The 23,471-nt window shown below is 63.9% G+C and carries 21 protein-coding genes; 11 read left to right on the top strand and 10 right to left on the bottom strand.

Features of this window, described 5'->3' with window-relative positions; genetic code table 11:
• Positions 1 to 8 precede the first annotated feature (8 nt).
• The 8 genes from cmk to VPH41_RS25185 all read left to right on the top strand — a co-directional run bounded on the left by cmk (position 9) and on the right by VPH41_RS25185 (position 7,908).
• Positions 9 to 677: a (d)CMP kinase gene (cmk, locus tag VPH41_RS25150; RefSeq protein WP_328571884.1), complete on the top strand. Its 669-nt coding sequence runs from the start codon at positions 9 to 11 to the stop codon at positions 675 to 677.
• Positions 678 to 789: 112 nt separating this feature from the next.
• On the top strand, positions 790 to 2,502 hold the full coding sequence (rpsA, locus tag VPH41_RS25155; protein WP_071650172.1) for a 30S ribosomal protein S1: 1,713 nt from the start codon (positions 790 to 792) through the stop codon (positions 2,500 to 2,502).
• A gap of 17 nt (positions 2,503 to 2,519) precedes the next feature.
• Positions 2,520 to 2,825, top strand: a complete 306-nt coding sequence (locus tag VPH41_RS25160) for an integration host factor subunit beta (protein WP_008446215.1) — start codon at positions 2,520 to 2,522, stop codon at positions 2,823 to 2,825.
• 240 nt (positions 2,826 to 3,065) lie between these two features.
• On the top strand, positions 3,066 to 3,368 hold the full coding sequence (locus VPH41_RS25165) for a LapA family protein (RefSeq protein ID WP_034751796.1): 303 nt from the start codon (positions 3,066 to 3,068) through the stop codon (positions 3,366 to 3,368).
• A 46-nt stretch (positions 3,369 to 3,414) separates the two neighbouring features.
• Positions 3,415 to 4,590: a lipopolysaccharide assembly protein LapB gene (gene lapB, locus VPH41_RS25170; protein WP_152284028.1), complete on the top strand. Its 1,176-nt coding sequence runs from the start codon at positions 3,415 to 3,417 to the stop codon at positions 4,588 to 4,590.
• A 139-nt stretch (positions 4,591 to 4,729) separates the two neighbouring features.
• Positions 4,730 to 6,097 carry a UDP-glucose dehydrogenase family protein gene (locus tag VPH41_RS25175; RefSeq protein WP_328571885.1) on the top strand — a complete coding sequence of 456 codons (1,368 nt, stop codon included), beginning with the start codon at positions 4,730 to 4,732 and terminating at the stop codon, positions 6,095 to 6,097.
• Positions 6,094 to 7,047, top strand: coding sequence for a D-glycero-beta-D-manno-heptose-7-phosphate kinase (rfaE1, locus tag VPH41_RS25180; RefSeq protein WP_152258117.1), 954 nt, complete (start codon positions 6,094 to 6,096; stop codon positions 7,045 to 7,047). The genes VPH41_RS25175 and rfaE1 overlap by 4 nt, the downstream gene beginning before the upstream one ends.
• A gap of 165 nt (positions 7,048 to 7,212) precedes the next feature.
• Positions 7,213 to 7,908, top strand: a complete 696-nt coding sequence (locus VPH41_RS25185; RefSeq protein WP_328571886.1) for a ComEA family DNA-binding protein — start codon at positions 7,213 to 7,215, stop codon at positions 7,906 to 7,908.
• Positions 7,909 to 7,992: 84 nt separating this feature from the next.
• On the opposite strand, the gene VPH41_RS25190 is transcribed toward VPH41_RS25185, so the two are convergent.
• The 3 genes from VPH41_RS25190 to VPH41_RS25200 form a co-directional block, all read right to left on the bottom strand.
• The gene (locus VPH41_RS25190) at positions 7,993 to 8,820 is read right to left on the bottom strand and encodes a sterol desaturase family protein (protein ID WP_328571887.1); all 828 of its coding nucleotides are present in this window, start codon (positions 8,818 to 8,820) and stop codon (positions 7,993 to 7,995) included.
• 78 nt (positions 8,821 to 8,898) lie between these two features.
• The gene (locus VPH41_RS25195) at positions 8,899 to 9,657 is read right to left on the bottom strand and encodes a PEPxxWA-CTERM sorting domain-containing protein (protein ID WP_328571888.1); all 759 of its coding nucleotides are present in this window, start codon (positions 9,655 to 9,657) and stop codon (positions 8,899 to 8,901) included.
• A gap of 247 nt (positions 9,658 to 9,904) precedes the next feature.
• On the bottom strand, positions 9,905 to 11,479 hold the full coding sequence (locus tag VPH41_RS25200) for a phospholipase D family protein (protein ID WP_328571889.1): 1,575 nt from the start codon (positions 11,477 to 11,479) through the stop codon (positions 9,905 to 9,907).
• A gap of 203 nt (positions 11,480 to 11,682) precedes the next feature.
• On the opposite strand from VPH41_RS25200, the gene VPH41_RS25205 reads away from it, so the two are divergent.
• Positions 11,683 to 13,044, top strand: a complete 1,362-nt coding sequence (locus tag VPH41_RS25205) for a M28 family metallopeptidase (RefSeq protein WP_328571890.1) — start codon at positions 11,683 to 11,685, stop codon at positions 13,042 to 13,044.
• Here the strand turns inward: VPH41_RS25205 and VPH41_RS25210 are convergent.
• Positions 13,041 to 14,798, bottom strand: a complete 1,758-nt coding sequence (locus VPH41_RS25210) for an FAD-dependent oxidoreductase (protein WP_328571891.1) — start codon at positions 14,796 to 14,798, stop codon at positions 13,041 to 13,043. The two genes, VPH41_RS25205 and VPH41_RS25210, sit on opposite strands and share 4 nt — an antisense overlap.
• Before the next feature lie 247 nt (positions 14,799 to 15,045).
• Here VPH41_RS25210 and cysM point away from each other — a divergent pair, with 247 nt between their 5' ends.
• Complete coding sequence (gene cysM, locus VPH41_RS25215) at positions 15,046 to 15,948, top strand: cysteine synthase CysM (RefSeq protein WP_034751785.1); 903 nt, start codon at positions 15,046 to 15,048, stop codon at positions 15,946 to 15,948.
• Between the two features lie 100 nt (positions 15,949 to 16,048).
• Here the strand turns inward: cysM and VPH41_RS25220 are convergent, their stop codons facing one another.
• The 5 genes from VPH41_RS25220 to VPH41_RS25240 form a co-directional block, all read right to left on the bottom strand.
• Positions 16,049 to 16,381 carry a hypothetical protein gene (locus VPH41_RS25220; RefSeq protein ID WP_034751784.1) on the bottom strand — a complete coding sequence of 111 codons (333 nt, stop codon included), beginning with the start codon at positions 16,379 to 16,381 and terminating at the stop codon, positions 16,049 to 16,051.
• A 438-nt stretch (positions 16,382 to 16,819) separates the two neighbouring features.
• Positions 16,820 to 17,965, bottom strand: a complete 1,146-nt coding sequence (mltB, locus tag VPH41_RS25225; RefSeq protein WP_328571892.1) for a lytic murein transglycosylase B — start codon at positions 17,963 to 17,965, stop codon at positions 16,820 to 16,822.
• Positions 17,966 to 17,973: 8 nt separating this feature from the next.
• On the bottom strand, positions 17,974 to 19,995 hold the full coding sequence (locus tag VPH41_RS25230; protein WP_328571893.1) for a transglutaminase TgpA family protein: 2,022 nt from the start codon (positions 19,993 to 19,995) through the stop codon (positions 17,974 to 17,976).
• Positions 19,992 to 20,972: a DUF58 domain-containing protein gene (locus tag VPH41_RS25235; protein ID WP_328571894.1), complete on the bottom strand. Its 981-nt coding sequence runs from the start codon at positions 20,970 to 20,972 to the stop codon at positions 19,992 to 19,994. The genes VPH41_RS25230 and VPH41_RS25235 overlap by 4 nt, the downstream gene beginning before the upstream one ends.
• 5 nt (positions 20,973 to 20,977) lie before the next feature.
• Positions 20,978 to 21,886, bottom strand: a complete 909-nt coding sequence (locus VPH41_RS25240; RefSeq protein WP_328571895.1) for an AAA family ATPase — start codon at positions 21,884 to 21,886, stop codon at positions 20,978 to 20,980.
• A gap of 238 nt (positions 21,887 to 22,124) precedes the next feature.
• Between VPH41_RS25240 and VPH41_RS25245 the strand changes: the two genes are divergently transcribed.
• On the top strand, positions 22,125 to 23,051 hold the full coding sequence (locus tag VPH41_RS25245; RefSeq protein ID WP_152258126.1) for a histone deacetylase family protein: 927 nt from the start codon (positions 22,125 to 22,127) through the stop codon (positions 23,049 to 23,051).
• On the opposite strand, the gene VPH41_RS25250 is transcribed toward VPH41_RS25245, so the two are convergent.
• Positions 23,052 to 23,450 (bottom strand): hypothetical protein, encoded by a 399-nt coding sequence (locus tag VPH41_RS25250; protein WP_328571896.1) that lies wholly within the window; start codon positions 23,448 to 23,450, stop codon positions 23,052 to 23,054.
• Between the last annotated feature and the right edge of the window lie 21 nt (positions 23,451 to 23,471).

The raw sequence follows: 23,471 nt of genomic DNA on the forward strand, positions 1-23,471 counted from the left end.
ATAACACAATGCCGACCTCCAATATTCCAGTCATCGCCATCGACGGCCCCACTGCTTCCGGCAAGGGCACGGTGGCGCACCGCGTGGCCGACAAGCTGGGCTTTCATTACCTGGACTCGGGCGCGTTGTACCGCCTGACGGCCCTGACGGCGCTGCGCCGCGGCACGGACTTGCGCGACGAGCACGCGCTGGCCAAGCTGGCCGAGCACCTGCCCTGCCATTTCGCGGGCGGCGAAATCCTGCTGGCGCAGGAAAACGTCACCGAGCTGATCCGAGCCGAAGAAGTGGGCAATACGGCGTCGAAGATTGCCGTCTTGCCAACTTTGCGCCATGCGCTGGTGGGCTTGCAGCTGGGTTTCCGCAAGGCGCCGGGCCTGGTGGCGGACGGACGCGACATGGGCACGGTGATCTTCCCGCATGCCCCGCTGAAGGTGTTCCTCACGGCCAGCGTCGAGGCGCGCGCGCAACGGCGCTACAAGCAATTGATAGACAAGGGTTTTTCTGCTAATATGGAAGACCTTCTGATGGATTTGCAGGCGCGGGACGAACGTGATACTCACCGTGCGATTGCGCCGCTGGTCCCCGCGGAAGGGGCGCATGTCCTCGATACCTCGGCAATGACGGCGGATGAAGCCGTTGAAACCGTGTTGAAATGGTATGCCGCTGCAACAAAATAGCGCGAGCTATGTGGTGCCCGTTGACGGCTCCTGGCCTGTCCGGGTGTGTCAAAAACCTAACCCAGTTTAAGTCGCATCGTGCGATCTCTGCTGGATAACCTGTGTGAACCCTATGTCTACTGTTACAACTAACGAATCTACCGGTATGGAAAGTTTTGCTGCGCTCTTCGAGGAATCGTTGTCGCGTCAAGATATGCGCTCCGGCGAAGTTATTTCCGCTGAAGTCGTGCGCCTCGACCACAATTTCGTGATCGTGAACGCTGGCCTCAAATCCGAAGCATTCATCCCTGTCGAAGAATTCAAGAACGACCACGGCGAACTGGAAGTCAAAGTTGGTGACTTCGTTTCCGTGGCGATCGAATCGCTGGAAAACGGTTTCGGCGATACCATCCTGTCGCGCGATAAAGCCAAGCGTCTGGCTTCGTGGCTGGCTCTGGAAAAAGCGATGGAATCGGGCGAAATCGTCGTCGGTACCGTCAATGGTAAAGTCAAAGGCGGTCTGACCGTGTTGACCAACGGCATCCGTGCATTCCTGCCGGGCTCGCTGGTTGATACCCGTCCTGTCAAAGACACCACCCCATTCGAAGGCAAAACCCTCGAATTCAAAGTGATCAAGCTGGATCGCAAGCGTAACAACGTGGTTCTGTCCCGCCGCGCCGTCATCGAAGCTTCGATGGGCGAAGAGCGTCAGAAACTGATGGAAACGCTGAAAGAAGGCACGGTCGTGACCGGCGTCGTCAAAAATATCACCGACTACGGCGCGTTCGTGGATCTGGGCGGTATCGATGGCCTGCTGCACATCACCGACCTGGCATGGCGCCGTGTACGTCACCCGTCGGAAGTTCTGACGGTTGGCCAGGAAATCACCGCCAAAGTCCTGAAATACGATCAAGAGAAAAACCGTGTTTCGCTGGGCGTGAAGCAACTGGGCGACGATCCTTGGACCGGTCTGTCCCGTCGTTACCCACAAAGCACCCGTCTGTTCGGTAAAGTAACGAACCTGACCGACTACGGCGCGTTCGTTGAAGTGGAACAGGGTATCGAAGGTCTGGTACACGTTTCCGAAATGGACTGGACGAACAAAAACGTTGCTCCTAACAAAGTTGTCCAACTGGGCGACGAAGTAGAAGTGATGGTTCTGGAAATCGACGAAGAGCGTCGTCGTATTTCGCTGGGCATGAAACAGTGCAAAGCCAACCCATGGGACGACTTCGGTGTTACCCATAAGAAAGGTGACAAAGTCCGCGGCGCGATCAAATCGATCACCGACTTCGGCGTGTTCATCGGCCTGGCCGGCAACATCGACGGTCTGGTGCACCTGTCCGACCTGTCCTGGACCGAAACCGGCGAAGAAGCCGTGCGTCGCTTCAAGAAAGGTGACGAACTGGAAGCCATCGTTCTGGCCATCGACGTTGAGCGCGAGCGCGTTTCCCTGGGCGTCAAGCAATTGGAAGGTGACCCATTCAACAACTTCGCAGCCATGAACGACAAAGGCTCGCTGGTAACCGGTACCGTTAAATCGGTTGAGCCTAAAGGCGCCGTGATCCAACTGTCCGAAGAAGTCGAAGGCTACCTGCGCGCTTCCGAAATCTCGCGCGACCGCGTTGAAGATGCTGGTACGCACCTGAAAGTCGGCGACACCGTCGAAGCAATGGTGTTGAACATCGACCGCAAAGCCCGTGGTATCCAACTGTCGATCAAAGCGAAAGACAACGTTGAAACCCAGGAAGCCATGCAGAAGATGGCAGCTACCGACAACAACGCAGCTTCGGGCACCACCAGCCTGGGCGCCTTGTTGAAAGCTAAGTTCGATAACAAGAACTAAGACTGCGGATACGGCAGATGACAAAGTCCGAGCTGATCAACCGCCTCGCTGAGCGTTATTCTCAGCTGGTGGCGAAAGATGCGGAGTATGCCGTCAAGACCATTCTCGATGCGATGACCAACGCCCTGGCGACGGGCCAGCGTATCGAGATCCGCGGTTTTGGCAGTTTTGCCCTGAACAGCAGGCCCCCGCGCATCGGCCGCAACCCGAAATCCGGCGACAAGGTGATGGTGCCCGAAAAACGGGTGCCCCACTTCAAACCGGGCAAACAGTTGCGCGAGCGGGTGGACGCGATGGTCGGACAACCGATCATCGAGGATTAATCGTCTGCTGGAAGGCGACATAGAAAGCGGCGTCCTTGGATGCCGCTTTTTTTTGTTAATATGCTGTAGAGCACTGATCAAACCTACTGCGCGTCGCGCTTTGCGGCCGGCGATGCTCACCGTACTTCAGTACGGTTGTGCTTCTCGGCCACAAATCACTGCCGCTCGCTACGGTTTGATCAGCGCTCTACGTTTGTGTCATGTGGCACGGGCATTTTATTGTTCACTCTGGACCTATCGATGAAAATCATCTCCACCATCGTTGGCTGTGTTCTCTTCGTCCTGTTCTTCAGTTTTGCGCTGAAGAATGCGCAGGTTGTCGACCTGCATGTATTTCTCAATTATGAAATTCGCGGCCCCCTGGTCCTGATGCTGCTGGGCTTTTTTGTCGCCGGCGCCAGCCTCGGTGTCCTGGCCCTGACGCCGACCGTGTTCCGTCACCGCCGCGAAGCGACCAAGCAAAAAACCACCATTGCAGCGCTGCAGACCGTTGGCGTGGCCAGCAATGTCCAGCCGCAACCGGACAGCGTGAGCGCGCAGTAAGCTGCGCCGGCGCTCCTATCTCTCTTACTCGAATAAAAACAATCGCATGGATTTTGAACTCTGGTGGCTCTTGGGTATCCCGGTGTTTTTCGCGCTGGGCTGGATTGCCGCGCGCGTGGACATTCATCAACTGGTGTCCGAATCGCGCAGCCTGCCGCGCAATTACTTCAAGGGCTTGAATTTCCTGCTCAATGAGCAGCATGACAAGGCCATCGATGCCTTCATCGAAGTCGTCAAGCTGGACCCGGAATCGGCCGATATGCACTTTGCGCTGGGCAATCTGTTCCGCCGCCGCGGCGAAACGGAACGCGCCATCCGCGTGCACCAGAACTTGCTGGCGCGTCCCGACCTGCCGCTGGAACAGCAGGGCCATGCCGCCTACGAGCTGGGCATGGATTACCTGAAGGCGGGCTTGCTGGACCGCGCCGAAGAAACTTTCAACAGCCTGGTCGACACGCAATATGCGGCCCAGGCGCGCCGCGCGCTGCTGGAAATCTACCAGCGCGAAAAGGAATGGCCACGCGCCATCGAAGCGGCCGTGGGCTTGCAGGAGTCGGGCGCCGGTGCGCGCCAGAAGGAAATCGCCCAGTTCTATTGCGAACTGGCGCATGACGCGCTCGTGCACATGAAGCCGGACGAGGCCATGCCGCTGCTGGAAAAAGCCCTGCAGACGGACCGCAAGAGCGTGCGCGCCACCATCCTGACGGGCGACGTGCTGCTGGCGCGCGGCGACGTGGAAGGCGCGCTGACCACCTGGCGCCGTGTGGAGCAGCAAAGCGTGCCGCACGTGGCCCTGGTGGCGCAGCGCCTGATGGATGGCTATACCAAGGTGGGCCGTGCGCAGGAAGGCGTCAACCTGCTGCGTTCCTACCTGGAAGAAGCGTCGTCGATCGACCTGATCGAAGTCGTCTTCAAGGCCGTCATCGAACTCGACGGCGTGGAAGCGGCAAAGCAGCTGGTCAGCGCCGAGCTGCGCCGCACGCCCACCCTGCTGGGCCTCGATAAACTGCTCGAGGCGCGCATGATGGATGCGCCGGCCGCCATCTGGTCCGAGCTGTCGATGGTGAAAAACCTCGTGCACGGCTACACGCAGAAGCTGGCCCGCTACCAGTGCAGCCACTGCGGCTTCAAGGCGCGCCAGTTCTACTGGCACTGCCCGGGCTGCAACAAGTGGGAAACGTATCCACCGCGACGCACGGAAGAACTCAACGTCATGAATTAGTCGTGCCCGCCACAGGGCCCATGGCTGCGTTGCAGCGCCTCGCCGTACGATTCGTACTGTCTTCGGCGCCGCGCCTTGCCCTGAACCCTGTGCTGTGCACTTGCAAGTCAGATAGATATATTACAAATACGGCACAACCATGAAAATCACCATTATCGGCACCGGCTATGTTGGCCTCGTGACCGGCGCCTGCCTGGCGGAGCTGGGCAACGACGTCTTTTGCCTCGACCTGGACGCACAAAAGGTAGCGCTGCTCAACAGCGGCGGCATCCCCATCCACGAACCGGGCCTGGAAGAAGTCGTGGCGCGCAACCGCGCCGCCGGCCGCATGACCTTTTCCACGGACGTGGAAGCGGCCGCCGCGCACGGCGCGATGCAATTCATCGCCGTCGGCACGCCGCCCGATGAAGACGGTTCGGCCGACCTGCAATACGTGCTGGCCGCTGCCCGCGGCATCGGCAAATACATGACGGACTTCAAGGTCATCGTCGACAAGTCGACCGTGCCTGTCGGTACGGCGGAAAAAGTGCGCGCCGCCATCCAGGGCGAACTGGACGCGCGCGGCGTGGCTGCCACGTTCTCGGTGGCGTCGAACCCGGAATTCCTCAAGGAAGGCGCGGCCGTCGAAGACTTCATGCGCCCCGACCGCATCGTCATCGGCTGCGACAGCACCCCAGACGGCGAGCGCGCGCGCGAATTGCTGAAAAGCCTGTACGCGCCGTTCAACCGCAACCACGAGCGCACCCACTGGATGGACGTGCGTTCGGCCGAATTCACGAAGTATGCGGCCAATGCCATGCTGGCCACGCGTATCTCGTTCATGAATGAACTGGCGAACCTGGCCGACAAGGTGGGCGTCGACATCGAAGCTGTGCGCCACGGCATCGGTTCCGACCCCCGCATCGGCCACAGCTTCCTGTACGCGGGTTGCGGCTACGGCGGTTCCTGCTTCCCGAAAGACGTGCAGGCGCTCGAGCGCACGGCGCGCGGCCATGGCCAGGAATTGCTGATCCTGCGCGCCGTCGAAGCCGTCAATGACCGGCAGAAACAGGTGCTGGGCGGCAAAGTGGTCACCCGCTTCGGCGAGGATCTGACGGGCCGGCATTTTGCCGTGTGGGGCCTGGCCTTCAAGCCGAATACGGACGACATGCGCGAAGCGTCGGCCCGCGTGCTGCTGGCGGACTTGCTGACACGGGGCGCCACGGTGGCCGTCTACGATCCCGTCGCCATGGCCGAGGCGCGCCGCGTGCTGCAACTGGATCTGACGCCTGAGCAATTGGCGAAGGTGCGCTTTGCCGACAGCCCGCTCGACGCGCTGACGGACGCCGATGCGCTGGCCATCGTGACCGAGTGGAAAGCGTTCCGCAGTCCCGACTTTGCGCAGATCAAGGCGCGCCTGAAGCAGGCCGTGATCTTTGACGGCCGCAACCTGTTCGAGCCGGCCGTCATGGCCGAGGCGGGCATCGAATACCACGGGATCGGTCGCTCGATCCTGACGCGCGCATGAGCGCCCACGAGGTGGTCGCCTTGACGGCGCCGGCCGCACTGGCCCAGGTGCGCTTGCTGGTGGTGGGCGATGTCATGCTGGACCGTTACTGGTTTGGCGACGTCAGTCGTATTTCGCCGGAAGCGCCCGTGCCCATCGTGCGCATCGAGAAGCGCGAAGAGCGCCTGGGCGGCGCGGCCAACGTGGCGCGCAACGCGGCCGCGCTGGGTGCGAAGACGAGCTTGCTGGGCGTGGTCGGCGACGACGAGGCGGGCAGCCAGGTCGAGCGCCTGCTCGAAGGCGGCGGCATCCACAGCTATCTGCAGCGCGATGCAGCCATTTCCACCATCATCAAGCTGCGCGTGATCGGCCGCCAGCAGCAAATGCTGCGCATCGACTTCGAGGATGCGCCCAGCGATGAAGTGCTGCGCGACAAGCTGGCGCAGTTTAATGCCCTCTTGCCGCATTACGACGTGGTGATCCTGTCGGACTACGCCAAGGGCAGCCTGGTGAATGTGGCCGAGATGATCAAGGCTGCCAGGGCCGCTGGCAAGATCGTCATGGTCGACCCGAAAGGCGATGATTTCAGCCGCTATGCGGGTGCGTCAGTGCTCACTCCGAACAAATCGGAACTGCGCCGCGTGGTCGGCAACTGGAGCACGGAAGAGCAATTGACCGAACGCGCGCAGCAGATGCGCGCGCAACTGGGCCTGGACGCCTTGCTGCTGACCCGTTCGGAAGAGGGCATGAGCCTGTACACGGCCGACGCCGTGCTGCACATGCCCACCGATGCGCGCGAAGTGTTCGACGTTTCGGGTGCTGGCGACACGGTGATCGCCACCATGGCGGCCATGCTGGGCGCCGGCATGGACCTGGGCGACGCCGTGCGCACGGCCAACCGGGCCGGCGGCATCGTCGTCGGCAAGCTGGGCACGGCCACCGTCACCCGCGACGAGCTGTTCCCCCAGTAATCTTGTTGTATCGCCTGCGCCGGCCGTTTGATCTGGCGCAGGTCTTCCCTCCGTTCCGCCATCCCGTCTTGTCAACCGTATCACGCCACAGCCGTTAAAGCCGTTAAGGCGCTGTTCCTCCCTTGCGTTCGAGTCATCTTGAAACCACATCACGGAGAGATACCCATGTTCAAAAAAATACTGCTGGCCATCGCCACCCTGATCGCGACGATGGGCTTTGCCTTTGCTCAGGTCGATGTCAACAAGGCGGACCAGGCGGCACTCGACAGCGTCAAGGGCATCGGCCCCGTCACGTCGAAGGCCATCGTCGATGAACGCGCCAAGGGCGGCGCCTTCAAGGATTGGGCCGATTTCGAAAGCCGCGTGAAGGGCATCGGTCCGAAAAGTTCCGTGAAACTGTCGGAAGCGGGCTTGCAGGTGAATGGCCAGGCCAAGTCCGGCGCGCCGGCGGCGCCCGTGGCGAAAGCTGCTCCGGCAAAAAAGGAAGCTGCTGTGAAGGAAGTTGCAGCGAAAGAAGCCGCACCGAAGCCAGCTGCTGCGACCGACACCGCTGCGGCGCCAGCCAAGACAGCCGCTGAAACGACGAAAGAAGCTGCTGCTGCGAAGAAAGAAGCGAAGGCTGCCGCTGCTGCTGCCAAGAAAGAAGCTGCCGCCGCCAAGGCCGTCCCGGCTGCCGCGCCCGCCGCTGCCGCCGATGCTGCGCCCGTGAAAACGGCTGCCGAAACGAAGAAGGAAGCCGCGGCTGCGAAGAAAGCGGCAACGGCGGCCAAGAAAGAAGCCAAGGCTGCGGAAGCGGCTGCGAAGAAGGAAGCGAAACTGGCCGCAGCGGATGCAAAGAAGGCTGAAGCCGAGAAAAAGTAAGCGTGTTGCTGTAAAGCGTGTTGCGTGGTGGTGCCGCGCAGCACGACAGGAAACCCCGCGCGGTACCGGCCGCGCGGGGTTTTTTTATTCGCTGCTGCCGTGCCGGAATGGCGCCGCCAGCTGTCCCGCCAGCGTCTTCGGCATGGGCGCCTCGATACCGCAGGCATTGGGCCAGGTGCGCGGCAGGTGATGGGTGCCGAACAGGCGGTCCAGCACGGGCAAGGTGGAGGCGTAGTTGCGGTTGATGTGTTCGAATTTGCTGTGATGCCAATGGTGGAAGGCGGGTGTGGCGACCAGCCATTCCAGTGGGCCGAAGCGCCAGCGCAGGTTGGCGTGGATAAAGAAGCCCCAGACAGTACCGATCAGCAGCAGGAGCACGGGCGCGGCACTGCCGGCCGCGCCGGGGCCTGCCAGGCCCAGCAGATACAAGGGCGTCAGGCCGAACAGGCGCGTGACGACCATGTCGACGGGATGGGTGCGCGTATTGGCCAGGAAATACAGCTGTTCCGTGCTGTGATGCACGGCGTGGTAGCGCCACAGCCACGGAATTTCATGGCTGAGCCTATGCCCCCAGTAAGTACCGACTTCGCCGATCAGCAAGCCCAGCAGGAGCTTGGCCCACAGGGGCAGGGCCGCAAGCGTGGCGGGAATGGCGTCGGGCAGCAAGCGTTGTCCCGCGACGGCAATCAGGGCCAGCGGCGCGGCCAGCAGCACGGCCGGCAGCAGGCTGCTGATGAAATAGAAGCCCAGGTCGCTGAACAGTTCCGTGCGCGAGCGCCCCCCGTGGCGCGCGCCAAAGAAACGCTCGAGCGGCACGAAGACCACGGCCAGCAGCACCAGCCACAGGCCCAGGCGCAGCACATCGACGACGATGCCGGGAAGGTGCATTTGCAGGGTGTGCAGCAGGCTCATTTCATTCCATCAGGCAAGAACCAAAAAAAATCCGGACAAGGCTGGGCTGGTCCGGATTCTGTCATGCGTGCTGGCGGCTCAGACTGCAACAGCAGCTTTGCGGCGGCGCGCGATGAAACCGAGCAGTCCCAGGCCGCCGATCAGCATGCCCCAGGTCGACGGTTCCGGAACGGCAGACACGAGCGACACGCCGTCGAGCAGCATGAACGGTGGCGCGCCCGTCGGGCTGCCCTTCGCCATGAACGACAGCAATTCGCTGCTGTCCGTGGCCGTGAAGGTCATGCTGGCCTGGTGCCACCCCGTGAAGCCCTGGCTGACGTTGGCCAGCGATGCCGTCTGCTGCTTGCTGTTGCCCAGCGAAACGTCCCAGTAGTTGACGGGGTTATCGCCCTTGAAGCCCACTTGCTGGGCGGCGCCATACGAAAAGCTCAGGGTGTAGGCCTGGCCGGGGACCAGGCCGCTCACTTGCTGGGTCACGGGGCCAGGAAAATAATCCCAGTCCGCTGCCAGCACATTGCCGCCCGTGGGGCTGGCGCCCAGGCCGTTTTTCGGTCCCGCGCCGCTGTACGAGTTCGGGCCCCACAAGGCCAGCGCCGTCGCCGCGTTGGTATCGTCGATGTTATTGCCGTTGAGTACGAAGTTATAGCCCTTGCTGGACCAGTCGGTCAGGTAGGTGCGGTCGGCGCGCGCGTACGTGCCTTCGTTCAGCTGTTTCGAGGTGCCATTGCTGGTCAGTTCAAAATCGCCATTCTTGACCAGGTTGGTTGTGGCGGCGTGGGCGGCGGTGACGCACAGGGAAGCGGCGGCCAGCGCCAGCAAAGCAGAGATTTTACGCATGATGCAAGCTCCAAAAGTGACAGGGTAGTGTGGCAGTCTGTCGGCGAGCTTTTGGCCAACGTGGGATTCAATCGCGGAAGAGGCGAGAAAGGTATTCCCGAGACAGCGATGGTGTCCCGTTGAGGCGATTATAGCAGCATTTGGCAAAATAGCATGTAACATGCTTTGAAAACAACAGATATTTTCGAGTGGCAATCTTGTCAGTGTTAAATTTTTTGCATGACATGGGCAGGCATGCCATGCGCGGCTACAGCTGCGACTCGATCGGCAGCCAGCGCATCAGGGACACCAGCATGCGGCGCCAGAAGCCCGCTTCCGGATCGTGCGTCCACACCTTGGCCGGTTCCTCGGTGGCGTCGGACCAGCGCAGGGCACCGTTGTCGAGGAAGACGCGATAGCTGGTGTCGCTCGCCGTCGAATGCAGGAACAGCGCGCGCATGTCGGCTGCCAGCGCGGCATCGTCGAACAGCACACCCATTTCCGTATTCAGCTGGGCCGAGCGGGGATCGAGGTTGAAGGAGCCGACGAAGCCCCGCTGGCCGTCCACCACCACGGCCTTGGTATGCAGGCTGGCGCGGCTCGACCCCATCAGGCTGATGCGCTTGCGGTGCAGGGTCTTCAATTCATACAGCTCGATGCCGCCGTCCAGCAGCGCCTGGCGGTAGCGCGCATAGCCCGCGTGCACGAGGGCCACGTCCGTGGCGGCAAGCGAGTTGGTCAGTACTTTGACCTTGACGCCGGCGCCAACCTTGCCGGCCAGGCTTTGCGTCAGCGCCGCGCCGGGCACGAAATATGGCGAAGTCAGCAGCGTTTCTTCGCGCGCCTGCGTCAGCAAGGGCAACAGGCTGTGCATGAGCCAGTGCTCGCTGCGCTGCAGGCTGGCCACAGGGGCGGCTTTTTCCGGCGGGTCCGACAGCACTTGCACGTGTGCGCTCCAGTGCAGGCGCAGGCGGCCATCCAGGTGGGCTTGCAGCTGGCCCGCATCGGTCAGCTGGCGCAAATAGGGCGAGGCGCCCAGTTCGCCCGTGAGCGCGTCGAGGCGGGCGCGCACGGCGGGCAGCTGCGGCAGTGCCGGCGCGCCCGCGTTCTTGCCAGCGTGCAGGGCGCCGATGGGGATGACGGCGCGGCTGTTCCAGAAGCGGTCGAAGATGTCGCTCGTCTGCTGTACGGCGGGGCCCACCAGCAGCAAATCCGCATCCTGGAAATTGACTTGTTCGGCGGCATCGAAATATTCGTCGCCGATATTGCGCCCGCCGACGAGGGCGACCCTGCCGTCGATGATCCAGGCCTTGTTGTGCATGCGCCGGTTCAGGCTGACGGCGCGCAAGGCCATTTCCACGGCGCGCCACCAGACGCCGTCGCGGTTGCGGCCGGGATTGAAGATGCGCACGTCGATCAGCGGATGGCTGTCGAGCGCGAGGATGGCGGCGTCCTGGCCCCGCGCGTTGATGTCGTCGAGCAGTACGCGCACGCGCACGCCGCGGTCGGCCGCGCGCAGCAGTTCGCGTACCAGCAGGCGTCCCGTGACGTCGTTATGCCAGATGTAGTACTGCAGGTCGATGCTGCGGCCCGCTTCGCGGGCGCTCAGGGCGCGCAGGGCGAACGCTTCCAGGTTGTCGTCGATCAGCGCCGTGCCGCTCTGGTGAGGGTGTTGCGCCAGCTGCGGCGCCAGCACGCGGTCGAGCAGGGTGGCATCCATCGCCACGGGCAAGGCCGTGCCGGGCGCCCCCAGCGAACGCTCGGCGAAGCGCCCGTAGCTGTACAGGGCAGCGATGCTGAGCAGGCCGAACAGTATGGCAAACAGCAGCAGTTTGACGAGCATGCGGCGCACCGTCAGCGGACCGTACGCGGGCGGCAGCGGGCGGGAAGAAGGGGAGTCTGGCGCATGCGGCGGTCTTTCATGATCAGGGCGGGGAGTGGCCGATTGTAGCAGTTTCTACAATGCACGATTTTGATCCTCGAGCATCCTTGCCTGCCGTCAAAAATGCGAGAATAGCCCCCTACTTATTTACAGGAGACGGCGGCATGCTACGGATATGGACGGGAGTGACGGCAGCCTTGCTGTCGGCGGGCGTGGCGGCGGCGCCATCGACTGGGGCGCAGCCGCAGATCGTGCCGATCCGGCAGATCGTGGCGGACATTTCGCCGCAGCGCATCGAGGCGCACGTGCGCAAGCTGGTCGGCTTCCAGACGCGCCACACGATGTCCGATACCGTCTCCGACACGCAGGGCATAGGCGCGGCCAGGCGCTGGATCAAGGCCGAGCTCGAGCGCTGCGGCGCGCAGGCGGGCGGGCGCTTGCAGGTGGCGTTCGACAGCCACGTCGCGCCCGTGTCGAAACGCATTTCGCGGCCGACGGAAATCGTCAACGTGGTGGCCACTTTGCCGGGCAGTCAGCCGCAATCGGCCGGGCGCATCTATGTCGTCAGCGGCCATTACGATTCGCGCGCCACCGACGTGATGGATGCCAGGGGCGACGCGCCCGGCGCCAACGACGACGCGTCGGGCACGGCGGCCGTGATCGAAATGGCCTGCGTGATGGCGCGCCACCGGTTCGACGCCACCCTCGTCTTCATGGCGGTGGCGGCCGAGGAGCAGGGTTTATTGGGTTCCGGCCACTGGGCGCAGCAGGCAAAACTGAAAAACCTCAATATCGCGGGCATGCTCAATAACGACATCATCGGCAGCTCGCGCGGGGACGATGGCACGGTCGATGGCGGCCAGGTGCGCCTGTTTGCCGAGGGCATTCCCGCCGTCAAGGAAATGAGCGACGGCGTGCGCGCGCTGGTGGCGACGGGCGGCGAAAACGATTCCATCTCGCGCCAGCTGGCGCGCCATGTGAAGCAGGTGGGCGAGCGCTACGTGCCCGGTTTCAAGGTCAACGTCATCCAGCGCGCCGACCGCTACCTGCGCGGCGGCGACCATATGCCGTTCCTGGCGCAAGGCTACGCAGCGCTGCGCTTTACGGAACCGAATGAGGATTTCGCCCACCAGCACCAGGATGTGCGCGTGGAAAACGGCGTGCAATACGGCGACTTGCCGCAATTCGTCGACTACGACTATGTGGCAAAAGTGGCGCGCGTCAATGCGGCGGCGCTCGCCTCGCTGGCCCTGGCGCCGGCCGCGCCGTCGCAGGTGCAGGTGCGCACGGCGCAGCTGGAAAACGCCACCACCTTGCAGTGGCAGCCGAATACGGAACCGGACCTGGCCGGTTACCGCATCGTCTGGCGCGCCACCACGGCCGATCAATGGCAGGGCGCGCAGGACGTGGGCAATGTCACCGAAGCGAGGCTGAAACTGTCGAAGGACAATTATTTCTTCGGCGTCCAGGCCATCGACAAGGATGGCAACGTCAGCGTGGCCACGTACCCCACGCCGCTGCGTTAGGCGCTGCCGGCGGGCAATCTTGCCAGAAAGCCGTGGATCTGCGACACCACGGCCGCCCCTTCGCCGACGGCGGCGGCCACGCGCTTGGTGGAGCCGGCCCGCACGTCGCCGATGGCGAACACGCCGGGCACGCTCGTTTCCAGCGCGGCACGGTCCGGCAAGTCGGGAGGGTAGATTGCATGGCCGTGCGCGCGGCATTCGGCGCGCGTGACGTCAAAGCCCGTGCGGATGAAACCCTGTTCATCGACGGCCACGGCGCAGTCGTGCAGCCAGTCCGTGTTCGGATCGGCGCCGACGAACAGGAACACGCGGCGCACGGCGCAATCGGCTTCTTCGCCCGTCTGGTTGTTGCGCCAGCGGGCGCCCGTCAAGCCATCGTCGTCGCCTTCGAGGGCGATGATTTCCGTGTGCGTGTGCAAGGTGATGTTGGGCGTGGCGGCGATGCGCTCGATCAGGTAGCTCGACATGCTGGCCGCCAGGCCTTCGCCGCGGATCACCATGTGGACCTTGGCCGCGTGGCCGGAGAGAAACACGGCCGCCTGGCCGGCCGAGTTGCCGCCGCCCACGAGGATGATCTCTTCCTGCTTGCACAGCTTGGCCTCGATGGGCGAGGCCCAGTAGTACACGCCCCGTCCTTCATACGTCTTCAGGTTGGCCAGCGAGGGACGGCGGTAGCGCGCGCCGCAGGACAGCACCACCGTGCGGGCGCGCACCTGCGTGCCGTCGCACAGATTGACGCGCAGGGGCCAGCTGTCGCACAGCAGGTTGGCGGCGCTGGCCGGAGTGGCGATCTCGACGCCGAATTTTTGCGCCTGCACATAGGCGCGTCCCGCCAGCGCGCGGCCGGAGATACCGGTTGGAAAGCCCAGGTAATTTTCGATGCGCGCGCTGGCGCCCGCCTGGCCGCCGTACGCGCGCTGTTCCAGCGCCAGCACGGTCAAGCCTTCGGACGCCGCATACACGGCCGTGGCCAGGCCGGCAGGGCCTGCGCCCACCACCAGCACGTCGAAGATCTTGTCGCCGGACAAATCGGGCAGCATGCCCAGGCAGCGCCCCAGTTCCGCATTGCCGGGATTCTTCATGACCTTGCCGTCGGGACAGACCACCAGTGGCCACTCCTGCGGCGTGGGCTGGTAGCGCCCGGCCAGCGCGGCGGCGGCCGCATCCGTGGCCGGGTCCAGCACCGTGTACGGGTGGCCATTGCTAGACAGAAAACTTTGCAGGTGGAACAGATTGCCATTGCCGCGCGGGCCCACCAGCACGGGCCCGCCCGAATTGACTTCGATCAGGGCTACGCGGCGCAGGATCAGGGCGCGCACGATGCGCTCGCCCATTTCCGCTTCCGCCACGATCAGCGCGCGCAGCGATTCCGAACTGATCACGAGCACGTCCACGTCGCCCAAGGCATGGCCGTTGACGAGGGCGGGGCGGCCCGACAGCTGCGCCACTTCGGCGATGAAGTGGCCGGGGCCGATTTCGCGCATCAGCGAGGTACGGCCCAGCCCCTCATGGCGCGTGACGGCCACGTGGCCCGCCAGGATGACCAGCATGCCGAAGCTGCTGCTGCCCGCCTCGAACAGGGTGGCGCCGCCCGCATAGTGGCAGACCTTGCCATAGCGTTGCAGGCGGCGCAGCTCCGCTTCGGTGAAGACGGGGGAAATCTGGTGCATGCGGCCCTGGATATCGAGGCTGCTGGCCTGGACGGGATCGTCCTGCGTGGTTTCGGGGATGAATTCGGGAGTGGTGCCGCTCATGACTGATCCATGGATTGAATAAGCAAATTACTAAAATAACTAACCGTCACGAGTCTAGCGCATGCGCGCGCGGCCCGCTGGCAAACCATGCGCGCCGGCCCTGGCATGGCGCAAAGCCAGGCGCCATGCGGCCTGGCGCGCGGGGCGCCGCAGCGGGGCCTGCCTGGCGGACGCCGGTTTTTAGCCATACGTCGTCCAGCATCTCATATTAGAATGGGTCTTTGTTGAATTTACTCAAACAGACACGATGGCTTACAAGACACTTGAAGATACGATAGGCAATACCCCGCTGGTGCAACTGACGCGCTTGCCGGGTGCCGATGCGCTTGCGCGCAACAACGTCATTCTGGGCAAGCTGGAGGGTAACAACCCGGCCGGCTCCGTGAAGGACCGCGCCGCCATGTCGATGCTCAAGCGCGCTGAAGAGCGCGGCGTCATCAAGCCAGGCGATACCCTGATCGAGGCGACCAGCGGCAATACGGGCATCGCGCTGGCCATGGCCGCCGCCTTGCGCGGCTACAAGATGCTGCTCTTGATGCCGGACAATCTCAGCGTGGAGCGCCGCCAGAGCATGGCCGCCTACGGCGCCGACATTTTATTGACGCCGAAGACGGGCGGCATGGAATACGCGCGCGACCTGGCCGAACAGATGCAGAAGGATGGCCGCGGCGTGATCCTCGACCAGTTTGCCAACGAAGACAACTCGCGCGCCCACTATGAAAGCACGGGACCGGAAATCTGGCGCGACACGGAAGGGCGCGTGACGCACTTCGTCAGCGCCATGGGCACGACGGGCACCATCATGGGCGTGTCGCGCTATCTGAAGGAACAGAATCCCGCCATCCAGATCATCGGCGCGCAGCCCGAGGAAGGGTCGCAGATTCCCGGCATCCGCAAGTGGCCGGAAGCGTATTTGCCGAAAATCTACGACAAATCGCGCGTGGACCAGGTGGAATACGTGAGCCAGGGCGTGGCCGAGCGCATGGCGCGCAGCCTGGCGGCGGAAGAAGGCTTGTTCTGCGGCATCTCGGCGGCCGGCGCCTGCGAAATCGCACTGCGCATTTCGCAGACGGTGGAAAATGCGACCATCGTGTTTGTCGTCTGCGACCGCGGCGACCGCTATCTGTCGACCGGCGTTTTTCCTGCGTAATGGCGAAGTAATGGAGCTGATGTTGGCCAGGACGGCCTGAGGACTGCTGGAAATACCCCCTCCCCATGGCGGGGAGGGAAAACCTGCGCAACTGGCAGGATCAGCCTTGTGGCGTTTCGCCTTCTTTTGGCTTGAATTGCTTGTCGCTGATGCGGAATTTGTTGCGGCGGTCACCCATCAGGTAACGCAGGTCGCGGATGCTCAGGTCGCTGACTTCGTGCATGCGGATCAGCAGCGATGCGCCGACAGGCAGGCGGTGGTGACGGATTTTGCTGATGACTGGCGGCGCTACTTCCAGCGCGCGGGACAATGCTGCGTCGTTTTTCAGGCGCAGGTTTTCGATCAGGGTATCGAGCAATCTGTTTGGGTTGTACTGGAGCAGATCGTCGGAGTCCGAATCGCTGTTCATATCAATGCCGACTTGGTTTGTCATGATGTTATTGTTCCTTCTGTAGTTGCACTGCAAAGTAAAAAACACTCGGAGCTCGCTCTTGCTGCGTTCATGTTCATTCTTTACTAAAAGGAACGAATTCACACACGGTACGATCCGGGATACAGTTTTTCATGATATATACACAATTGTACAACAGGATTCAATTTCAGGCCGGAAAGCCTCGTAATCTTGCTTTGTACAAAATAGGTGTTGTCTTGTTGCAACAGCTATTTATTCTTTATTATGCTCTATGATAGAACAAAAATTGTACTTTGACAAAAGTTAAGTATAAAACCATTTCCGTATTCCGTGCCGCACAAAGGCTGGCGAGCAAGGCTGGCACATGTTATCGACCCCACCATAGACCTGTTTGCCGGTCGCTTCAACATCGCTTACGCTTTCTTACAAGTAATATTATAACTTTACACTGACTTTCAGTTAGCGTGCGCGCACTTGGCTGATGGCCTTGCCCAAGTCGATTACTGACATGGCATAAAAATAACTTCTGTTGTACTGAGTTATAGCAAAGAAGTTATTGGTTGCCAAGTGATACTCAGTTGCTTCTGAACCATTTTGTAAATCGATCAAGCCGAACAACATGTTCTGGGGCGTGCTTGGGGCGGCAGTGACGCCGGCTTCCTGCAATTCCGCCAGCCGGTACTTCGCTTGCAAGCCCTGGCCGATGAATTTTTCCCAGGCGCGGCTGGCCGAGACGTTGACGGGATACGTGCTGACGGCCGGGTCGTCGCGCCGCCAGCCGTGCTCGACGAGGAAATGCGCGACGCTGCCGATGGCGTCGGCGGTGGAATTGCGCAGGTCGATGTGACTATCGCCATCGAAGTCCACCGCATATTTCATGATGCTGCTGGGCATGAACTGAGGCAGGCCGATGGCGCCCGCGTAGGAGCCGAGCAGGGTCAGCGGATCGATGCCATCCTTGCGCGCGAACAGCAGCGCGTTTTCCAGTTCCCCCTTGAAAAATTCCATGCGCGCGGCCCGCGTCGGGCTTTCCGGATAGGAAAACGCCAGGGTCGTCAGCGCGTCGAGCACGCGGAAACGGCCCGTGTTGCGTCCGTACACGGTTTCCACGCCGATGATGCCGACGATGATTTCGGCCGGCACGCCATATTCGCGCTCGGCACGGGCCAGCGCCTCGGCATTCTCTTCCCAGAATTTCACGCCCGCATTGATGCGCACGGGTTCGATGAAGCGGGCGCTGTACGCTTGCCAGTTCTTCGGCTTGCCCGGCGGCGCGGGCTTCATCAGCTGCACGGTCGACTCGACATAGCGCACCTTGCCGAACAGGGTGTCGAGTGCGGCGCGGTCAAAACCATGCTTGGCCGACATGTCGTCGAGGAAGGCGCGGACTTCTTTCCAGTTGGCATAGTCGACAAATTCGCCTTCGAAGTCGAACTTTGCCGGTGCTTTCTTTACGGTGGCCTTGGCGGCCGGCGCCTTGGCCGCGCGCACGGCGCGGGCGCGGTCGGCGGCGGAAATATTGCTGTTCTCGCCCGCATGCGCGGTCGCCAGGCACAGGGGAAGGGAGAGGAGCAGGGACAGGGCGGGGTATTTGATCGGTAACAAGGAGCGTCTCATCGGCATTGGGTTAACAGGCGGCGCAAGCTGCGCCGCGCGCGGAGTTGTTCGTCTGGGTTGGCATTACCATACTTCATCGCGGCATAGATTGCCAGAAACTGTGCGATGGATGCGTGCGCCTCGGGTGTGGCCTTGCCGGCAACCAGGCGCGCAGCATAACCGTGCGGGCCTTCATGCGGCGCACGGCTGTAGCCGCGCAGCGCCTGCTGATGGCAAAACTGCGCGTACAGCGTATCGAGCGGATCGCCTTGCCGCGCCTGCCGCCACCAGACGAGGGCGCCGGCCATGGCGGACAGCAGGGCCAGCACGGCGCAAGCGCGTGCCAGGGTCGTAGCCGGCAGGTTTTTCAAGCCGTCGAGCATGGCGCGCTGGCGCTGCGGCGTGGTGTCGAGCACCCAGTTGCTCCAGACGTGCTCGGCCTGCTGCCATTGCTGGCGCCAGGCGGCAAGCGCCCCGCTGGCGCCCCCATCGAGACCGGCCAGCGCGCGCCAGGCCCACAGTGGCGACGGGGCCGCCGGCAGGGCCGCGTCGAGATTGCGCTCCGTGCGCAGGGGGGTGACGGCGCTGGTGGGGTCGACGCGCACCCAGCCCCGGCCTGCCAGCCACACTTCGCTCCAGGCATGGGCATCGGACTGGCGCACCGTCAGGCTGGCGCCGTCACTGCTGCGTGCGCCGCCCTGGTAGCCCGTGACGACGCGCGCGGGGATGTCCATGGCGCGCATCAGCACGACGAAGCTGCCCGCGTAATGCTCGCAAAAGCCCGCCTGCGTGGTGAACAGGAAGTCGTCGACGCCATGCTTGCCCAGCAGCGGTGGCTGCAGCGTGTAGCGGAACGGTGCGCGGTGGAAGTGGTCGAGCACGGCGGCGATGGCGTCGGCGGGTGCCAGCGCGTGCGCGCCGCTGCCGCGCAGTGCGCGGGCCCAGGCCACGCTGCGTGGATTGCTGCCAGCGGGCAATGCCAGCCATGGCTGCTGCCGGGACGCAGACAGGCCTGCCTGCAGCCGGTAATCGGGCTGGGAACTGGCGCGGTAACGCACGGTCGAAGTAATGGCTTGCGCCGTCAGCACTTCCAGCGCGGACGACACGACATACGGGTTGCCGGGCAAGCGTTCGATGCTGCGCGGCAGGTCGAGTGCGAAGATGCGCCGCTGGCCGCTCGGCTGCAAGGTCACTTCGTATTGGCTGGGCTGGCCTTCCAGTGTGATGTCGATGCGGCTGTCGGTGGCTGGCGCGCGCTGGCCCGCACCGCGGCGCGTCCAGGTGGTGCCGTCGTAGTCGCCCAGCACCACGCCGCGCCAGTACAGCTGGTCTTGCGGCGGTATCGGCGTGGAAAAGCGGGCCGTCAGGACGGGCTCGCCCGACAGGGCCAGCGAGGCGATGGCGCCCGGCTGCATGCTGTCGGACAAGCCCGTGCGCGCTTGCGTGCCCTCGTGCGGTGCGCCCCACAGGGGGCCGTCGAGGCGGGGCAGGAGCAGAAACATCACGGCCGACAGGGGGATGGCCAGCGCCAGCATGCGTGCCAGCAAACCCAGGCGTTGCGCCAGGCGGGGCTGCAGCGTGCCGTACTGGGCCGACAGCAGGCCGGCCAGCAGGACGATGACGGTCGCCAGCATCCAGATGGCGCTGAGGATGCCTTGCGCATGGAAAAAGTTCGCCAAGAGCAAAAAGAAACTGAGGAAGACGAAGACGAAGACATCGCGCCGGCCATGCATTTCCAGCGATTTCAAGGCCAGCAGCAGGGCCAGCAGGGCGACGCCCGGATCGCGCCCCAGCACCGTGCCGTAGCTGGCGTAGACAGCGGCGATGCCCAGCAGGGCCAGCGGCACGAGCACGGCCAGCTGCGGCTGGCGCCGGCCCCGCACGGTCATGCTGGCGCGCCACAGCAGCAGCGCGCCGGCGGCGGCCGACAGCCACGGCGGCAGGTGCAGCGCGTGCGGCGCCAGCACCATGGCGGCGGCCAGCAACAGCAGCAGGATGTCGGCCTTGTCGCGCGGCAAGTTGGTCAGCCATAGCCTCATGTCATGGCCTCATGCTGTGGCAAGCCATGCAGGGCCAGCGCGCGCAGGCAGGCGTCGCGCTGGCTGGCACCGAGGGCCGGCGCCAGCGACAGCGCGCCCAGGCGCAAGCCGTATGGCTGGCCCGTCCGTTCCGCCTGCAGCACCCAGGCGGTCAGGCGCGACAGGCGCGCTTCCGGCGCCAGCGCATGCAGCGTGGCGTCGTCCAGCACGATGCTGCCACGGGCTGCGCCCGCCGGTGCGTCGGCGGCAGGCTGGAATTGTTTGCTGAACAAATGCGCGCCATCCTGGCGGGCGATCTGGCGCCAGGCCAGGCGCCGCAAGGAGTCGCCTGGCTGGTAGGCGCGCACGCCCGCCAGTTCCAGGGCGCCGCCGGATGCGCGCGGCGCTGGTGCTGTCTGCCGCGCCGCGCCCGCCAGCGAGGGCAGCGGCGGCGCATCGGGCTCGGGACGCGGATACACGAGTACGCGCGCCTCGGGTTGCCAATGGCACCAGGCAACAAACAGGCCCAGTGGAAAACTGCCGGACAGGCGCACGGCCGGTGCATCGCGCCAGCCCCGCTGCTGTGCGGCGACACCGATGCTGACGGCCGTGTCACCGTGGGCGGCGATGTCGGCCAGGCTGGGCGCTGCAGCAGAACCGTGGGCGGCCAGGCGGATCGCATGGCGGGGGCGGGCGCTGCGGTTGATCAGGCGCAAGGTAAAAAAAGCGTGGCTGCCCGCGAACACGGGCTGGCCCGGCGTGGCGGCCAGCGCCAGTCCCGCCAGGTTGCGGCTGGCAAACAGCATGTCGGCGATGGCGCAGGCGGCGGCGAAATACGTGAGCGCATAGCCCAGGCCCAGGCGGTAATTGACGGCGGCGATCCACAGCGCCAGCAGCAGGGCCGCAAACGCCAGGCCCGCGCGCGAGGGACGGATGTGCACGCGCTGCGCGCCCAGCCAGGGGCGCGCCGGCAGCCACGGGTGATCGCGCCAGCGCATGCCGCTCAGACGGGCGTGCTCAACATTAACTGCTGCAGCAAGGTGCGGCTATCCGTGGCGCCTTGCGCCGCATGCAGGCGGTGGGCGCAGACGGGCAGCAGCACGGCTTGCACATCGTCGGGCGTGACGTGGTCGCGTCCGGCCAGGGCGGCCCAGGCGCGCGCCGCCTGCAGCAGGGCCAGCGCGGCGCGCGGGCTGAGGCCGTCGGCAAACACGCCGGGCACGCGGGTGGCATGCACGAGGGCCAGCACATAGTCGACGACGGCGGGCGAGGCGTGGATGGCGCGCAGGCCCGCTTGCGCCTGCAGCAATTCCTCCCCGTTCATCACGGCCGGCAGGGTCTGCAGCATGGCGCGGCGGTCGGCGCCCAGCAGCAGCGCCCGTTCCGCGGCCGCATCGGGGTAGCCCAGGGTGACGCACATGAGAAAGCGGTCGAGCTGCGATTCGGGCAGGGGGAAGGTGCCCAGCTGGTGCGCGCAGTTTTGCGTGGCGATGACGAAGAACGGCTGCGGCAGCGCCCGCGTGACGCCATCGAGCGTCACTTGCCGCTCCTCCATCGCTTCCAGCAAGCCCGACTGCGTCTTTGGCGTGGCGCGGTTGATTTCGTCGGCCAGCAGCACCTGGGTAAACAGGGGGCCGGGATGGAACTGGAAACTTGCGCTGCCCCGGTCATACACGCTCATGCCGGCCACGTCGGCCGGCAGCAGGTCGCTGGTGAATTGCTGGCGCTTCCATTGCAGGCCCAGCGAGACGGCCAGCGCATGGGCCAAGGTGGTCTTGCCCACGCCGGGCACGTCTTCGATCAGCAGGTGGCCGCCCGCCAGCACGCAGGCAAGGGTCTGGCGGATCTGTAACTGTTTGCCGACGAGAACTTCGCCGATCTGCTGTGCGGCCTGGTGTATTTTCGAAAACATGCTATTTCTATCACAGTACACGGGATTATTTAATTTACAATCGCTTTGGCCAGGTCAAACCACGCCGCCCGCCTGCGCCGCGCACGTGGTAGATTAGTGCCGAGGCAAGGGCGGCACAGACCAGCCAATGATTTTATGCGAGAACGCGCCGGGCAGGCAGGAATGCCGTGCAGTATTCCCCGTGAGCGTTCCCGTGTGGACAGAGAATGGACAGAGACAGAGGTAACCAGTACAGCGCATGAGCACAGCCATTTATACCCATCCCGATTGCCAGCGCCACGAAATGGGCGACTGGCATCCCGAATCGCCGGCCCGCTTGCAGGCCATCAATGATCAACTGATCCTCGCGCACATCAGCGACCTGGTCGAGCACCGCGACGGCGTGCGCGCGCAATTGTCCGATATCGAGCGCAACCACAGCGCCACGGCCATCGGCCTCGTGCGCGACAACGTGCCGCCCGCCGGCGACTACTACCCGCTCGACGGTGACACCCTGCTCAATGCGCACAGCTACAACGCGGCGCTGGCCGCGGCCGGCTCGGCCGTGGCCGCCACGGACGCCGTCATCGATGGCGAGATCAGCAACGCCTTCTGCTCGATCCGCCCGCCCGGCCACCATGCGCGGCCCAGCGAGCCCATGGGTTTCTGCCTGTTCAACAACGTGGCCATCGCCGCCAAGCACGCGCTCGACGTGCGGGGACTCGAGCGCGTCGCCATCGTCGATTTCGATGTGCATCATGGCAATGGCACGGCTGAATCCGTGGCGCACGATCCCCGCATCCTGATGGTCAGCTTTTTCCAGCACCCGTTTTATCCGTACAGCGATGTCGAGTCCTACACGGATACGCGCGTGAACGTGCCCGTGCCGGCCCGCTCGAAGGGCGACGTGGTGCGCCAGCTGGTGCTCGACCACTGGTTGCCCGCGCTGCACCGGCAGCAGCCGCAGATGATTTTCATTTCGGCCGGTTTCGATGCCCACCGCGAAGACGACGTGGGCGGCATGGGCCTGGTGGAGGCCGACTACACGTGGATGACGCAGCAAATGATGGCCGTGGCCAGCCAGTACGGCAAGGGCCGCATCGTCAGCTGCCTGGAAGGAGGCTACAACCTGTCGTCGCTGGGCCGCAGCGTGGCGGCGCACGTCAAGGCGCTGGCGGAACTGTAATTACAGCAAACTGGGGCGGCTGCGGGAGTTGGTGTGGCGGTGGGTCTGGTAGTCGAGCGCGTCGCCGGCCATGAAGCGGCGCCATGCCTGCGTGTAGACGAGCGAGGATTTCTCCGCATCGAAGCTGTCGAGTTGCAGCATGTCGCGGTGGTGCTTGATTTCATTGACCAGCTGGTCATACAGCACTTGCAAGCCATAGCTGTCGGCGCTCTGGCGTTTCAGGCGCTCTTGCAGTTGCGCCACCTGCAGCTGCAATTGCCGGCATTCCTTCTTCAGGTGCGGCACGCTGCCATGGCGCGGCGCGCGCTTGGGCGCCGCCTTGATCTGGCGCGGGCGCCAGCCGGCACGCTCGGTTTCCGTGTGCGGCGCCGGCGTTGCGCCACTGTGTTCCATCGTCATATCGGCCAATCCCCATCGCGT

This window comes from Janthinobacterium sp. P210006 (genome assembly GCF_036231885.1).
Classification (GTDB): domain Bacteria; phylum Pseudomonadota; class Gammaproteobacteria; order Burkholderiales; family Burkholderiaceae_D; genus Janthinobacterium; species Janthinobacterium violaceinigrum.